General features: G+C 45.1%; 7 protein-coding genes. 5 read left to right on the top strand and 2 right to left on the bottom strand.

Annotated features, from left to right (window positions below):
* The first annotated feature begins 33 nt into the window (after positions 1-33).
* Genes DFP80_RS08660 through ptuB form a run of 4 tightly spaced genes read left to right on the top strand, consistent with a single transcriptional unit; the run spans position 34 to position 5225 of the window.
* A complete protein-coding gene (locus tag DFP80_RS08660) occupies positions 34-1662 on the top strand; it encodes an N-6 DNA methylase (protein ID WP_113916413.1) in 1629 nt (542 codons plus the stop codon).
* The gene (locus tag DFP80_RS08655; protein WP_113916412.1) at positions 1659-3110 is read left to right on the top strand and encodes a restriction endonuclease subunit S; all 1452 of its coding nucleotides are present in this window, start codon (positions 1659-1661) and stop codon (positions 3108-3110) included. The genes DFP80_RS08660 and DFP80_RS08655 overlap by 4 nt, the downstream gene beginning before the upstream one ends.
* A 49-nt stretch (positions 3111-3159) precedes the next feature.
* Complete coding sequence (locus tag DFP80_RS08650; RefSeq protein ID WP_113916411.1) at positions 3160-4461, top strand: AAA family ATPase; 1302 nt, start codon at positions 3160-3162, stop codon at positions 4459-4461.
* Complete coding sequence (gene ptuB / locus DFP80_RS08645; RefSeq protein ID WP_113916410.1) at positions 4458-5225, top strand: retron Ec78 anti-phage system effector HNH endonuclease PtuB; 768 nt, start codon at positions 4458-4460, stop codon at positions 5223-5225. Before DFP80_RS08650 ends, ptuB begins: the two co-directional genes overlap by 4 nt.
* A gap of 53 nt (positions 5226-5278) precedes the next feature.
* Here the strand turns inward: ptuB and DFP80_RS08640 are convergent, their stop codons facing one another.
* Positions 5279-5569: a nucleotidyltransferase family protein gene (locus DFP80_RS08640; protein WP_113916409.1), complete on the bottom strand. Its 291-nt coding sequence runs from the start codon at positions 5567-5569 to the stop codon at positions 5279-5281.
* Positions 5570-5621: 52 nt separating this feature from the next.
* Positions 5622-6482: an inositol monophosphatase family protein gene (locus DFP80_RS08635; protein ID WP_113916408.1), complete on the bottom strand. Its 861-nt coding sequence runs from the start codon at positions 6480-6482 to the stop codon at positions 5622-5624.
* A gap of 355 nt (positions 6483-6837) precedes the next feature.
* On the opposite strand from DFP80_RS08635, the gene DFP80_RS08630 reads away from it, so the two are divergent.
* On the top strand, positions 6838-16719 hold the full coding sequence (locus tag DFP80_RS08630; RefSeq protein WP_113916407.1) for an Ig-like domain-containing protein: 9882 nt from the start codon (positions 6838-6840) through the stop codon (positions 16717-16719).
* The last annotated feature ends 67 nt before the right edge of the window (positions 16720-16786 follow it).

Raw genomic sequence — 16786 nt, 5'->3', positions numbered from 1 at the left:
CTTATTTAATTGTGTTATTAATAGAGACGTTTTATGAACAACAACGAACTGGTCGCCAAACTCTGGAAGCTGTGCGACAACCTTCGCGACGGCGGTGTGTCCTACCAAAACTACGTGAATGAACTGGCGTCTTTGCTGTTTCTAAAAATGTGCGAACAAACTGGCCAAGACGAAGACTTATTGCCAGAAGGCTACCGTTGGAAAGACCTGACCAGCAAAATTGGTATAGAACAACACAGCTTTTACAAAACCTTATTGAACAAACTGGATGGCGATCATCATGCCATCGTGCAAGCGATTTTCCTCAACGCCACCACCACCATTACTCAACCCGCGCAATTGACCGAATTGATTACCAACATGGACAAGTTGGATTGGTACGACAATGACGGCACAGGCAAAGCCCGCGACGACTTTGGTGACATGTACGAAGGCTTGTTACAGAAAAACGCCAACGAAACCAAATCTGGTGCGGGGCAATACTTCACGCCGCGCCCGCTGATCAGCGCCATTGTGGAACTGATGAAACCGCAACCCCGCGAAATCATCCAAGACCCAGCGGCCGGCACGGCGGGCTTCTTGATCGAAGCCGACAAATACATCAAGGCTCACAGTAATAACTTAGAAGACTTGCCCGATGACATACAAAAATTCCAAATGGAACGGGCTTTTATTGGCCTAGAGTTGGTACCAGAAACGCGCCGCCTCGCCTTGATGAACTGTTTATTGCACGACATCGAAGGCGACAGCGAACACGGCGCGATTCGTTTGGGCAACACCTTGGGCGCGGATGGCGAAAGTGTGCCCAAAGCCAATGTGGTCTTGTCTAATCCACCGTTTGGCAGCGCATCTAGCACCAATATTACTCGCAAGTTTGTGCACCCAACGGGCAACAAACAGCTCTGCTTTATGCAACACATAGTTGAAACACTGGAACCCGGTGGCCGTGCGGCGGTGGTGATTCCTGATAACGTATTATTCGAAGGCGGCAAAGGCACCGACATTCGCCGCGACCTAATGAACAAGTGCAACCTGCATACCATTTTGCGTTTGCCCACAGGCATCTTCTACGCCGCAGGGGTGAAAACCAACGTGCTGTTTTTCCAAAAAGGCACGCCAGATAATCCCCAGCAAGACACCAATTGCACTCAAGAAACCTGGGTCTACGACATGCGCACCAACATGCAAACCTTCGGCAAACGCCGCATGTTAACCGATGCCCACTTTGATGGCTTTATCGCGGCCTACGGAGAAGACGCCAACGGCCAATCCCCACGGGAAGAGGGTGTCTATCAGCAGATGGGTGAAATCGACGGGCTTTCTACCGACGAAGGCGACGACACCGCCCGCTGGCGCAAATTCAGCCGCGACTACATTCGTGAGCAAAAAGGCGACAGCCTAGATATCGCATGGCTAAAAGACCTAGAAGCCAGTAACTCGGAAAACCTACCCGAGCCAGACATCTTAGCGGGCGAAGCCATGGCGGAACTGACCGAAGCCATGAGCGAGCTTTACCAACTCATGCAAGCCCTCGGCGCCGACGACGAAGCCGAAGCGCAAAAGCAACTGCTAGAACAAGCCTTTGGACTGGAAGAAAAAACCGTAGAACAGAGCAAAGAGCAGAACAAAGGCCAAGGCGAACTATTTGGAGGCCAAGCGTGAGCGAATTGCCGAAAGGGTGGAAAAACCCAGAAATTAAGGATTTATGCTCGCTATATAATGGAAGAGCATTCAAACAAACTGAATGGTCTACATCTGGCCTTCCAATAATTCGTATTCAAAATTTAAATAAGAAAGATGCACCATTCAATTATTTTAATGGTGATTTTGACAACAGGCACTTTATCCAAAAAGGCGACTTACTTTTTGCTTGGTCGGGAACACCCGGAACATCTTTTGGTACTCATGAATGGAAAGGTGAAAATGCTGTTTTAAACCAGCATATTTTCAAAATTGAATTTTCAAACGATTTGATCTCTAAAGGTTTTTTTCGTCATGCAATCAATCATAAGTTAGAAGAGCTGATAGGGAATGCAAATGGCGGTGTTGGTCTCAGGCATGTTACCAAGGGAGTTTTTGAGAAGACGAAGGTTGCGTTTCCTCCCCTAGCTGAACAAAAACGCATCGTCGAAAAATTGGATCAAGTCTTAGCGCAGGTAGACACCATCAAAGCCCGCCTCGACGGCATCCCCGCCATTCTCAAACGCTTCCGCCAATCCGTCCTCGCCGCCGCCGTTAGCGGGAAATTGACCGAAGAGTGGAGGAAAGTGAATGTTTTTAAAGGTAAAAAAATTGAAAAGGGAAAGTTAAAATTCAAGCAAGAGCTTTTTGAAAATGCAAAAAGCTCTTTACCAGACTTACCTAATGAATGGATTGTTACTCCTTCGGCGAATATTTTGGAATATGTGACAAGTGGCTCTCGTGGATGGGCTGAATATTATGCAGAAGATGGCGCATTGTTTTTGCGAATGAGTAATGTCCGTTATGACACTACAAAACTGGATTTAAATGATCTTCAGTATGTGGACTTACCAGCTACAATCGAAGGCAAAAGGTCACTAGTAAAAGAGAATGATTTAATAATTTCTATTACTGCAGATGTTGGACGAGTTGCTCGCATTACTGAAAATTTTGGTGAAGCTTATATAAATCAACATTTGGCTCTTGCTAGACCATTAGGTGTTATTGATTCTGAATATTTAGCTTTTTGTATAGCTTCTAAAAATGTAGGAATGAAACAAGTTCAGGTTCTCAAGCGTGGCGCTACTAAAGCTGGATTAGGTCTAGATGATATAAAAAGTTTAGCAATTCCTCTTCCTTCTATCGAAGAACAAACCGAAATCGTCCGTCTTGTGGATCAATACTTTGCCTTTGCCGACACCATCGAAAAGCAAGTGCAAAAAGCCCAACAGCGCGTCGATAAACTCACCCAATCCATCCTAGCCAAAGCCTTTCGCGGCGAGCTGGTGCCACAAAATCCAACAGACGAACCCGCCGACGAACTGCTCAAACGCATCGCCGCCGCTCGCGCCGAAAGCGAAGCGCTTGCCAAGGCCGCGAAGAAGGTTGGGAAGAAAATTGCTGAAAAAACCACTAAGACGTTACAATGATGGACACTATTTTGTATTTAATCCCTTATGTTGAGCGGAGTTGTGAAGCATGAAGATAAAATCTCTTAAGTTGGAGCATTTTAGACGCTTCGATGATTTTCCAATTTCATTTGACGAGCAACTAACGGTGTTGGTGGCAAGAAATGGGGCAGGTAAAACCAGCATACTGGATGGCTTAGCAACGGCGCTGGGGCCATTTTTAACTCGTCTTCCGGGGGTGAGTGGCATCAACCCGAAAGAGACCGATTTTCAGGTTTTGCCCGATGGCAGCAGGCCTGCTTATATGCGTATCACTGCCGAGTCTTTTGATGGCGTTAAGTGGGATAGAACCGAGAAGCGTGACAAAGCAAAAGGCACAGCCAAACAAATCCCTGATGCGCTGGGCGTTAAGCCAATTAACGAATACGCCGATAGTTTTATTGAGCAATATAACAACCGAACTCACTTTGAATTGCCTGTATTGGCTTATTATGGAGCAGGCCGTGGCGTGTTCGATGTGCCGGCGAGAAGGCGTGGTTTTGGTAAAAACTTTCAGCGCTTTGATGCATTAAAAGGCTGTCTTGAAAGCCGAACTAACTTTCGTAGTTTTGTTGAATATTTTTATTCTCTAGAAGAAATTGAAAACAACAAACAAAAGGAAGCGCGCTCTTTTGATTTAGAGATTCCCGAATTAAAAGCCATTCGTGAGGCCGTTAACAAAATGGTGCCTGATTTTTCTAATCCAAGAGGCGCTTACCCCGCAGGTATTTATGTGGACTGGCAGCAAGAAGGTGTTACAAAGAGATTGCGCATAGAGCAGTTGAGCGATGGTTATCGAACGACATTAGCCATGGTTATGGATATTGCAGGACGCATGGCTGAAGCAAACCCAGAGATGAGTAACCCACTAGAAAGCCATGGAGTGGTGATGATAGATGAAGTGGATCTGCATCTTCATCCCGGCTGGCAGCAAACGATTCTTTTGGATTTAATGCGCACGTTTCCTAATGTGCAGTTTATTGTTTCCACTCATAGTCCTCAGGTTATTTCCTCAGTAAAACCGCAATGCCTTCGGGTGATTGATTGGCAAGAAGGTAAACCGATATTAGTTCCTATCGCTTTTTCGGAAGGGGCAGAAGCGCAGCAAGTCTTATTGGATGTATTAGGACTGGCGTCTCCACGAGTAGAAGCGCTAGAGGTTGTGAAAATGCTGGAGCAGTATCAAGCGCTGGTTAGGCAGGATAAGTGGGACTCAAAAGAGGCGCTAGAAATGCGTCAAACCCTCGATAAATGGGGCGCAGAACATGAGCCAGAGTTGGCTCGTTTGGATATGGATATTCGTATGAAAGAGTGGGAGCGTGAACAATCATGAAAAAGGTCTCAAAAGGAATTGAACCAGCGCTTTTAAAAGGTTATCGAACGGCGAAATCTACTAATACTTGGGAGCAATTTACAGATAAAAAAGGTAGACGTAATGAAACTCAAGATCAAATAAAGGCTGATCAAGGTGGATTATGTGCCTATTGTGAGATTGATCTTTTGCCAAGCTCTGGAAATGATGAAGCTGATTTTCGTGTTGAGCATTTTCACCCTAAATCCGATCAAACCACCGTACATAATTGGCATTTAGATTGGCAGAATTTGTTGGGTTGTTGTCATGGTGGAAGCCAGAAAAATGTGGTTGATGCAGGTAAGCGTTTTACAAGCCCAGATCATTCTTGCGATGTCCCTAAAGGCGATAAGAACTTGGATGACGTGATCTTAAATCCTCTTTATCTTCCTGCTTTTCCGCGATTATTTTCTTGCGAGAGAGCAACAGGTCATCTGACCGTTGATTCAGATAATTGTGATCAAGCCAATGTTAGTGTTGCAAAAGCACAAAATACTATTGATGAGCTAAATTTAGATGCCGAGCGTTTAAAGCGATTGCGTAGAGCGGTACTAAATGACTTAAATGATCAGATTCGGGCTCGTGTTGCCCAAGGCATGTCTATTGGCGATGTTCGTGAAAATTTTGCTAAAGCGATACTAAGAAAAAACGCTAGTGGTCATTGGCCTAAGTTTTTTACCAGTATTCGTGGTTATTTGGGGAATGAGGCTGAAAAACATCTAAGAAATAATCATTACTCAGGCTAAGTTTGTATGGAGTAAATAACCACCCCAGACCTTCGAATCTGTTCTAATAGGGGTCAAACATTGACTCTATCTCGTTCTATATAAGGTCGAAATTCAGGTCTTAATGCTTTATCCGTTACTAAATCAACTGGGCAGCCAAGTAAATCTTCCAGATAGAATTGAACGCCAAAATAGCGTTTTGCCGTGGCGCGGCCATCAAAGGTAACTAATACATCGATATCGCTTTGTGGCGATGCGGTGTTGCGAGCAGTAGAACCAAATAGGGCTAATTCAATAACGCCATAGCGTTTTGCTAATTCTTTTTTACTACCTGCTAGTATTTTTAAAGCGTGATGCTTATCCATACCTAACACCCATGTTGTTGTGTTGAAAATAATTATAGCGTGAATTTATTATTCAGCGACAGAAATACTCCGCCAGCGCTTGCCATTGCTGCTCCGATTGCGCTGCCAGCATTTCGCCGTCAAGCGTGGATGGGGAATAGTCTTTATTTTCTAAGGTTCGGCAGATGCCGCCTGCTTCGGTGTGGACGAGTACGCCTGCGGCGTGATCCCAAGGAAGCATTTTGTAGGTTAGGCTGAAGTGGAAATGACCTTGGGCGATTTGACGATAGGCTGGGCAAGAAGGCAGGTTGTTGATGCGCACAAAGCGCGAGGCTTTGAGAGCGAAGTCTTGTTTTTTCTGGCCGGTATAGGAGTTAACGGACATGATGCCAAAGAGCTTATCTAGGTCGGTCTCTGTGGTGTCGTTGAGGCGTAAAGCCAACGGAGCTTGGGCGGGCGTTTGATGTTTGCCTTTTTCATCCATGGCGGTGCGTTGGAAAAAGGCCCCTTCGCCTAGGTTGGCGTAAATCCAGTCGTCGTTGACTGGGTCGTATAGTAAGCCGAAACGTGTGACGCCTTTTACCACCACGGCGAGTATCAGGCCAAACTCAGGCGATCCATGAGCGTAGTTCCATGTGCCATCGATGGGGTCGATGATGACGCATGTTTGTGCTGTGGCGATTTTATCTGTGGTTGATGGATCTTCGGCGACGGCTTCTTCGCCGACAATGGCCCAACCTGGAAACGCCTGTTGGATTTCAGTGGTGATAAAAGCTTCGCTGGCTTTGTCAGCAATAGTGACAAGGTCAGTTAGGCTACTTTTTGTATCCACATCAGCCGCGCTCAGTTGACGAAAGCTGGGCATGACGATCTCTTGGCCTGCTCGACGGACAATGTTTATTAGTCTTGCTTGAGTTGGTTTATCGAGGTTCATCTTTCGTCACTCCTGTTGCGTTATTCAGTGTGTCCAAATTATACGCGATTGGAGTAGTGAATGGTTTACTGTCTAGTAGATTATTTCATAAACAAATGTCTGTTAAGGAGCTAGGTTAATAGAACGGATTACTAATGTCCTAACTAACTCTGTTTGTGCTCAAAGCCACGGTCATCAATAAGATTGACCAGGTCCATTAGTGGATACCTTTCCATATATTTCCCTTAGTAAATTTGCATTAATTTATTGAATATACCCCATATGTGGTATGACGGAAATCTCTATAACTCCTATATTGGTTTAATTGTGTTAGTAAAATGAAAATATTTAGTATTTCTTTACAGTAGGTGTGCCCATGAAAAACTCAATTTTAATCATTAAAAAATCATCTGGCGTTCAACCACAGCAAATGGAGCTAGTTGGGGGTCTTAGTATCACGGCTGAATCGGGTGTTGCTTACTCTCTCGTGGATTCTGCTACTGGAATATACCCTGAAGGTGTTGTTCTACAAAAAGAAGATGAAGCTTTGCAGGTAATTGTTAACGGTGAAGTATTGTTGGTTATTAATGATTATTTTGAGGAAGGAAAAGAGGTTTCTTTTGACGAGTTTGGGGCGCATTTATCGGCAACAGATTTTGTTGTGATACAGCAAGATGACACTGATTTCGACAGTCCAATTTGGGATGCTCAAACGGATACGGTCGTGACTCTAGATGATAAGGATGACGCGATAGATGCAACGCTTCCCTCCGATATGCGTCCTCCGGAAGACAGTATCGCTCAAGGAGGGGTGATGGACGCCAATCTAAAAGAGCAACCCGAAGACCAGCCAGTGCCCGATAATCAAGGTGTGGAAGGTGAAATGGGGTGGGGATGGTATGCCGCAGCGGCATTAGGCTTAGGAGCTTTAGCTGGCGGCGGCGGTTCAGGTGGCGGCTCAAATTCAGATGGCTCTGCCTCTACATCATCAACAACCATTTCTAGTGCTGCTGGTATTTTCTTTTCCACGGTTCAAATCGATTTGTATGATGCATCGGGTGATTTAATTAGCTCTGCCGAGCATGATTATTCAACAGGGGATTACGTCTATACAGGCAGTTATTCTGGCCCGATGTTGGTTGAAATCACTGATATTAACGGTACGGAAACAGATTATACAGACGAAACGACAGGCGAAGAAAAAAGCTTAGGGACATCTCTTCGTGCAATGACGACCACTGATGGTTCGAGTGATAAAGCGATTAGCGTTACGCCACTTACAGAATTGGCGACACAGATTGCAGGCGTAACGCCTGAAAATCGTTCGGTCACAGCAGATAATGTAGAGGTGAATAGTAAGGTTGCCACGCTGTTTGGGTTAGACGATATTTTAGAAAAACCCGCGGTAGTGACTGAAGACACCAGTTCAGCAGATGCGGCTTCCATCAAATACGGTCAAGCTTTGGCGATTCTGTCTGGTGCCGATTCTGAAGCAGGTAATGCTAGTGCTGCGGAAACTATTGCTACCATCGCCGATTCACTGAAAGAGGCTAATAGTGATACAGAAGCTCCTTTAAAGCTTACTTCTGAAGTGGCTGATATCTTGACTAAAGGTTTGGAAGCCTTTAATGACGGCCCAACTGGTCGAGACAATGTGATTGAATCAAGTTTTTCTTTTAGTAGCGTGCCAGTGCTTGTTGACGCTGATGGCGATGCAATCAAAGTGATAAACGCAGAGGTAGTGGATTCTACTATCAAGGTTAAAATCAAAGGTGTATCCGCTGATGAGGTGGTGACCTTAACAGTTGGTGAAAACACGACTAACTACACGGTCTTAGCGAGTGATGTTGTTGAAGGCTACGCCTATGTACCTATTTCTAGTGGTTGGTTTTCGGCGGCAGACGGCAATTATGATGTTGTTGTTACAGTTGATGATATTGACTCGACCACGACGGTGACGGTGGATACTACCGCGCCAGAAGCCCCCGCTTTTGAATTGCATCAAGACACTGGTGAGTCTGACAGCGATGGCATTACCAGTGATACAAGCGTCGATGTGACTCTGGCGGACGGCGTTACTAATTGGCAGTATTCTTTGGATGGCGGATCAACTTGGATCTCTCGTACATCAGGATCAAGCTTTGAATTAAAAGGTGAGACTACTTATGTGGTGGGAGACATACAGGTTAAACAGGTCGACAAAGCAGGTAATGAAAGTAATGTAACGAGCAACGATTCGACTATCACAACGTTAGAAACCTCGGCACCTGATTTGAGTTTTGAAGATACAGGAACAAGCAACAGTGATGGCATCACCAACAACACAACGGTTTCTGTAACCTTTGACGAAGGCGTTGATTTAGCCTCTTGGCAGTACAGTTTAGATGTAGGCTCTACATGGACGGATGGAACGGGCACATCGTTTGAATTGACAGCGAATACAACTTATCAAGCCGACACCATTCAAGTGAAGCAAATTGATAGCGAAGGCAATGAAGAGCTGTCTGCTTTGTCATCGAAAATTGTGACAGACACCATTGCGACCACGCCTGTTATCTTTCTTGCAACCGACAGCGGTCAGAGCCAAAGTGACGGCATTACCAATGATACGACTTATCGGGTGAAGTTAGCCAAAGACACAGAAAGTTGGGAATACAGCCTTGATAGCGGGGCGAATTGGGTAACCGGATCTGGAACTAGTTTCGAACTCAATGAAAACCAGACTTATGCTGCTGAAAGTATTCAGGTTCGCCAAACTGATACGGCGGGTAATGTTAGTGCTATAAAATCCAATGACGAGGCTATTACGACTGATGTTATCGCTCCCGGTACACCAAGCGCTTCATTGCATGATGATACGGGTGCAAATGACGAAGATGGCATAACGAATGACACCAGGGTTGATGTGACTTTGTCAGAAGACGCTGTCAGCTGGCAATACAGTCTAGATGGTGGCAGTACTTGGTCTGCATCACAAGAGGCTTCCGAGACGAGTTTCGAATTAGCTGACAACACCACGTACGCGATTGATTCGTTGCAAGTTCGCCAATACGATTCAGCGGGTAATGTCAGTGTCGTCGATTCAAATGATCAAGTTATTACTCTAGATAGTGTGGTTTCTGCACCAACTCTGGATTTCTCACTTACTTCAAATGAGCTGACTAGCACCACAGTGACCGTGACGCTAGCAGACGATGTTGCTTCATGGGAATACAGCCTAGATGCTGGCGAGACTTGGAATGATGGCAGCGGCGAGCGCTTTAGCTTAGAACCATTAACGTCTTATGACGCCAATGCCATTCAAGTTCGTCAAACGGATGTCGCGGGCAATGTAAGCGATACAGCCATTAATGAAGCGTTAGAAACGGATGTGGCGATTGATCCACCAAGCTTTGAATTAGCTTCCGATACTGGTGTTTCGGATGACGATGGCATTACATCTGCAACGACGGTGAACGTCACTTTACTGGAAGGTGATGAAGGCGCGGTGAGCTGGAACTATAGCCTTGATGGTGGTGAAACTTGGTCAGATGACCAAGACATTTCAACGACCAGCTTCGAATTAGCGAACAACACTACCTACGATATTGGGCAAATTGTGGTCACGCAGACCGATGCCGAAAACAATACCAGTGCTTACGCGGCGAATGACAGCGCTGTAATCGTCGACTCTTTAGTCGATGCACCTGAGTTTGACTTAAATGCGGATACGGGAAGTTCCGTTTCTGATGGCATTACCAATGATTTGGTTATCAATGTGGATCTGGCTGATGACGTTTCGACTTGGCAATACAGTTTAGATAGTGGCTCAACGTGGTTGGATGGCGAAGCTACAAGTTTTGAACTGGATGCGAACACCACCTATGACGTTGGTGCAATTCAAGTTAAACAGACTGACTTGGCAGGTAATGAGAGTCTTGCCTATCAAAATAGTAGCGCGATCACGACCGATACGCAGCCTCTGGCAGCACCTACCTTTAGCTTAAACAGCGATTCAGGCTCTAGCACTGTCGATAATATTACCAATGATGCGCTTATTAATGTTGCGTTATCGGAAGACGCTGTCAGCTGGCAGTACAGCACAGACGCCGGTTTGACTTGGCAAAAGGGGACTGGAACGAGCTTTGAATTGGCGGCGGATACGTCTTATTTGGCAGGCGATATTCAAGTTCAACAATTAGACGCGGCGGGGAATGTCAGTGTTTCTGCTAGTAACGAAGATACGATTGAAATAGACATTTCTGCAATGACACCGACCTTCGCTTTAAACCTAGATTCTGGAATTGATGGTTCAGACGGTATTACCAACGATGTAGTGGTTAATTTCGACTCGAACGGCGAGATAAGCACACAAAGTTGGTCGTACAGTTTAGATGCTGGAGAAACATGGACAGAGGGAACAGGCTCCAGCTTCTCGCTTGCCGACAATACTACTTACGCTATTGGCGACATCCAAGTGAAGCAAGTAGATGCGGCGGGAAATGAGTCAGTCGTTGGATCTAACGATTCAGAGATTGTGACAGATTCTATTGCACCTGCAACGCCAAGTTTTGCACTGCATGCTGACACGGGTGAATCTGACAGTGACTTTATTACTAGCGATACCACTATTGATGTGACTTTGTCTGACGATGCTGCAAGTTGGCAATATTCTTTAGACAGTGGTGCTACTTGGTCTGATGGAACTGGTACGAGTTTCGAAATGGGCGCTTTACAAACCTATGACGTCGGTCAGATTCAAGTCCGTCAAGCAGACCTTGCAGGTAATGTTAGTGTGGCAGTCAGCAATGAGGTGGTGTTTGAATCCGACTCTTTACCTGCTCCAGAAGTGGCATTAGCTGAAGATACTGGTTTGTCAGATAGTGACAACATCACCAGTAGCCTTACTATGAATGTCACCTTGGATGTGAATGCAACCAGCTGGCAATACAGTCTGGATGGCGGAGCGAACTGGGCTGATGGAGAAGGAAGCAGTTTTGAACTGGATGCGAATACGACCTATGCGGCAGAAAGCATTCAAGTAAAACAATTTGACGCTGATGACAATGAAAGTGCGACCTTCAGCAATGACAGTGATGTAACGACAGACACAGAATCTCAATTGGAAGAAGACATTTATCTCGCATCGGATAGCAGTATTGATACGGTTATCGCTGACGGAGATGATCAACTTTATGGCGTAGAGCGGTACCGTCTTGGTGAGAATGGCGATTTTGTGGTTTCTTGGATCAAAGATGACGAAGATGCTGGTGACACTTTATTGATGGTTCAACGGTATAACGCCGATGGTTCAGAAATGAGTTTGCCCTATGCCGTGCCTATTCCTACTTATGAGTCAGAAGACTATTACAGTGTCGAAGACATTACTCCTGTGGGTGCTGATGGTGCAGTGGTTATAACATGGGTCGGTGAAAGCTATAACGAAGATGAAGACTACTACGATGAAACGAACCTGTATTTTCAATTGTTTGATGCCGCGGGCCAGCCTGTTGGTGAGATACAGCAAGCGACAGCCACTGAAGAGTGGGTTAGAGATTCACAAATCATTTCGTTAGCAGAAACAGATCAGTTTATAGCGTCTTGGACAGAAGATGGTACTGATGACACCGTCGCTTATTTACAGCTATTTGATTCGACTACAGGGGAGGAGGGGGCGTTGCTAACGTTCGACACTAGCGTCGTCGCGAGTGTACTTCCGACAGGAAATAATGGCGAGTTCGTAGTGCTATGGAATGAAGTTGTCAGCTTTGAGGATGCCTCAGCTATTGTAAAAGCGCAGACGTATTCATCGGATGGGATTCCAATCGGCTCAACCATTGTACTGAACCCTGAAGCGGGAGAGTACAGCGATGGTATGCGTCTACTTGGCGAAGATGGTGCCTTTATTGCCTTGATGATTAACGAACAAGACATGACCATGAGTCTGCAATTGGTCAATGACAATGGCAGCTTAGGTGCACGGGTGGATCTGAGTGAATTCAGCGATTTAGTGGACTTGGAAGTAGGCATTGCCATACTAAATTCAGACAATGATTTTGCTGTCACTTGGGCTGGTATAAATGAGTCTGACGAGCCTGTTATTTACACCCAGTCTTTTATGGCGGATGGCACTCCGCAAAACGATCCGATCGCCTTACCGCTCGAGTTTAATGCCGATACAGATTACGATTTGTCTATCGAATCCGCCAGTGCTGTGACGGATGAAGGGTATTTCATTACGGTGGATTATTCTGAAGAAAATAATGAATACGATAGCTTTATTGCTGCGGGTGTGTATTTCGTTGATGGAAATAGCGTAACAGAAATTGCGGCTAGCGAAGATGATGATTGGGCTTACTTTGATCTTCGTGTACTAAACGATGCGGGTGATGTTTTGGTCTTCAAGGAAGGCCAAGACGACGAAACATCGGATACCGATTCATGGGTACAAATATATGGCTCTGATGGCGCGGCCAAAACAGACCTGATTAACTTTACTGGCAACATCTATAATGTAGAGTGGGCACAGCTAAACAGCGAGGGTGACTTCTTTATTTCTTGGGTGGAATCTAGCGGCTACTATGATGAAGAGCAAGCCAGCTGGGTCAATGAAGTAACGCATCACGTACAAATGTTTAATGCTGATGGCACATCGATTACGCCAATAGAGATTGAACAAGGGGATGATTTACCAGTATCTGTGGCTGAAGCTGGGGCAGCTTACCTTGTTAGTCTTTCAGACTCCGCCTCCATTACGACATTGTCAGATATTTTAGCGTTAGAAGAAGGTAACTGGAGCAGTGTTGAAGTTGGCGCAGATACTGACCATGTTTTGAATACAGAAGGGCTGCCAGTTGGTCAATATGTGGTTTACGCGACGGATGAAGCGGGCAATATCACGCTAAACACAACGGTTGTTACGATCAGTGCTGAGTTACTCGCTGAGCCAGACGTTGAATTAAATGAAGACACTGGTACGTACGATGACGATGAAATCACCAATGATACGCAGGTGGATGTCACTCTAACGGATGACGCGGTGCGCTGGGAATATTCTCTAGATCATGGTGCAAACTGGACAGAAGGGGAAGGAGCGTCTTTTAATCTGACAGAAAACACCACCTTCAATTACTACGATATCCAGATTAGACAGTATGACGCTGATGACAATGTCAGTGAAATTGCCACTAACTCGGATGGCTATGTTGTCACGGACAACATCATTTCAGATCCTCAAATTGAAGTTGTCGGCAACTCAGTTTTGGTGACATTAGATGACGACCAAAATGAATGGTATTACTCCCTTGTTGGTGGTGGAGAAGATGAAAATAACTGGACACAAGGCGTTGGCGATAGCTTTTCATTAGCACCGAATACCACGTATAACGCAGGCGATATCGTCGTTTATGTTGAAGATATTGCCAGCAATGAAGCGGAATTTGTATATCAACAACAAGTGGTGACAGGTGACGCCTATGAAGCACCAAGCTTCGAATTATTTGAAGACACAGGTTTTTCCGATAGTGATGGCGTGACCAGTGAAGGCTCATTAAATGTGTTTTTAGCAGACGATGCTGTAGCGTTTGAGTACTCCTTAAATGGTGGCGAGACGTGGCAGTTTGGTTCAGGTGCCTACATGCTTCTAGACGAAGGAGTAAGCTTTTTATACAGAGATTTTGTTGCTTATGAGTACGATGCACAAGGCAATGCAACAGAAGTGTATCGCCATCATGATGACGATGAGGAAATAGACTCCGAAATAGGTTTTGATTTAGCCGAAGGAACTGTTCGTTGGAGTTATTCGATTGACGGTGGTGAGACCTTCACAGACGTCAATTGGACGGACGCAGATGGCTACTTTATTGACCTTGATTATGACGAAGAATACGCCATTGACGATATTCAAGTGCGTCAGATCAGATCAACGGGCGAAGTCAGCGCCATTGCGACCAATGGTCAGGTCATTATTACGGACGAAGACACTCCTTATGATGAGGTTTATGAAAACAGTTATTCACCTTATGACAATGTTGTTGAAGAATCGGGTGCTGAAAAACTGGATGGTGGTTTAGGTGACTCGACCGACGCAACTATAGATTATCAAAAAACCATTCAGCTCGGTGACACTGGAACCTATGTTTCTATGTGGTACCTCAATTCTGAATCCGAAGACGTTAATTCTCAATTAGTGGTTCAGATGTTGAATGCGAATGGTGACCCCACATCGGACTATATGAAAATAGAGCATGGCAGCATCACTGAATATCTTGATCTAATGGATGCTATTCCATTGGCTGATACAGGCTCTTTTGTAGTGACGTGGGAGCAATACGATGAAGATTCTGATACCGCTGATTACTACTATCAAATCTTTGACGAAAATGGCGCGGTGGGTGACCTTCAAAGTTTAGAAAATTACGTGGGTTATTACGGCCAATTTACGGATTCTTTTATCCTCCCTGTTGGCAGTGAAGGTAATTTTGTGGTGACCGATAATTACTACGATGAAGATCAAAGTGTCAGAATGTTAACCGCAACCTTAATGAATGCGGATGGCGAGGTAATTGCTGAAATTGCAAATTCAGATGACACTGGTGACGAATATCAAGCCCATGTTAAGGCAATAGGCGAAGACGGAAGCTTTATTGTCGTTGGCAAGAAAGATGTCCAATTGTACTCGGCTTCAGGTGAAGCCATAGGTGAATCCTTGCCAACACTTCAAGATAGTCCAAGTAATTATTTTGAATATGAAGGCGCAGTCGCTATTGGCGATACTGGCTCTTATATGGTGGTGACTTCTGCATATCAATATGACAGCTATGAAGATGACGATAACTATGAAAGGTATCCGGTTGTATTTGCTCAGGTATTTACTGCTGAAGGCGCGTACCAGGGCGAAAGTATAGAGATTGCTACGGGCGGCCTAAATCTAGGAATACATCACTCTCGCTCAGCGGTAGAGTGGATTGGTGGAGATAAAGTCGTCGTTGTTTGGACTGAGCGAGATAGAGAAACTGGTGGTCCGAGATCAAAAATAACCTACCTACAAACGATTAATACCAGCGATGGAACTCTGTCGGGAGAAGCTATTGCGCCATTTGAAAGTATCGGAGAGGACGAGGAAATCTCGGTTCGAATCGCTGACATTATGCCAGTTGGAGAGCAAGGCAGTTATGTATTTTTAGGTCGTGTAGAGTATGCAGACTCAGGCGATCGAGAATATTACGCCAAATTTGTAACGGCGGATGGTGCCGTTGTCGATCTGGATGACGTCGATCTTTCTGCGGATAGCAATCCTCGCTTTACTGTTGAGTCAGTCGGAGATGAAGGCGCGTTTGTCGTTGCTTGGAACCAAACCAATCTAGATGGTTATGGGGTGAGTGTTCAGTTATACGATGTAAATGGTGAAGCGATAGGGGATACCGTTTTATTGGAAGCGAGTACTGATGGCTCTTTCGATCGAACCCCTTCGATTGTCGAGTTAAGTGGAGGTGAGTATTTAATTTCTTGGATAGGTGACACTTATAATGATAGTGAAACTTATACTGATATTTATACACAAAAATTTAATGCAGATGGAACCATGGCCAACTCGTCAACTGTGAATGTTCGTGACGATATTCCCGTAGAGAGTAATGAAGATGGTGTTGCTTATTTGGTACACAGCAGCTTGTTTGAATCGAATTTCTTGTCAGATGACGATCAATGGGAAGAGGGGCTGTTTGATACCGTATTGAACGCTGATACTTCATATTGGAATAGTGTTGATGTAACGGCAGGGGAGGAAACCACTCTTTCTATAGATGGTTTAGAAAGCGGCACTTATTATGTATTAGTGGCGGACCTTGCAGGGAATGTGAATGTCAACGATGTAGGTATTGTCGTTGCTGAACCCCTAGTGTTTGACCTTACTACAGGAGAATCAACAGAGCTTAACGATCGAGTTTTTGACGAAGATGAAACCTACGACATTTATATCAATGTAGGCGATGGTTCTCATTTGACGTTTAGTGAAGCCGTGCAATGGAGTGGTGCTGACAATCTTGGTGATGACGATACTATTATTCTGGTGAGTGATGATTCGGTCACGAGCTTCTCTGCCGATTCAAATGATGACATTACTTGGTCTGTTGGCAGCAGTGATATGACGTTAACGGCCGAAGGTGAATTCAGTATAGATCCGGATAGTTTCGACTTATGGGAAAATGCTTGGGCGTCAAACCCAGACGCTGGGTTGTCTCTGTCCCAAGTTATCGCCACTGAAACGCCAGACGTTTAGACGACAAGGAGTGATCAAGGTAACGCTTAATAATGTGTTGAGAGCATTGAGTTAAGCATTACTTTGA

Source organism: Marinomonas rhizomae (assembly GCF_003315485.1).
Taxonomy (GTDB): Bacteria; Pseudomonadota; Gammaproteobacteria; order Pseudomonadales; family Marinomonadaceae; genus Marinomonas; species Marinomonas rhizomae.
The sequence above is the reverse complement of the archived record's forward strand: the minus strand, read 5'-3'. Positions and strand labels throughout refer to the sequence as shown.

What these genes read in the sequence shown, in the direction of transcription:
- ptuB (WP_113916410.1), top strand. Translation starts at nt 4,458, where the DNA reads ATGAAAAAGGTCTCAAAAGGAATTGAACCAGCGCTTTTAAAAGGTTAT.
- DFP80_RS08660 (WP_113916413.1), top strand. Translation starts at nt 34, where the DNA reads ATGAACAACAACGAACTGGTCGCCAAACTCTGGAAGCTGTGCGACAAC.
- DFP80_RS08640 (WP_113916409.1), bottom strand. Translation starts at nt 5,569, where the DNA reads ATGGATAAGCATCACGCTTTAAAAATACTAGCAGGTAGTAAAAAAGAA.
- DFP80_RS08650 (WP_113916411.1), top strand. Translation starts at nt 3,160, where the DNA reads ATGAAGATAAAATCTCTTAAGTTGGAGCATTTTAGACGCTTCGATGAT.
- DFP80_RS08635 (WP_113916408.1), bottom strand. Translation starts at nt 6,482, where the DNA reads ATGAACCTCGATAAACCAACTCAAGCAAGACTAATAAACATTGTCCGT.
- DFP80_RS08630 (WP_113916407.1), top strand. Translation starts at nt 6,838, where the DNA reads ATGAAAAACTCAATTTTAATCATTAAAAAATCATCTGGCGTTCAACCA.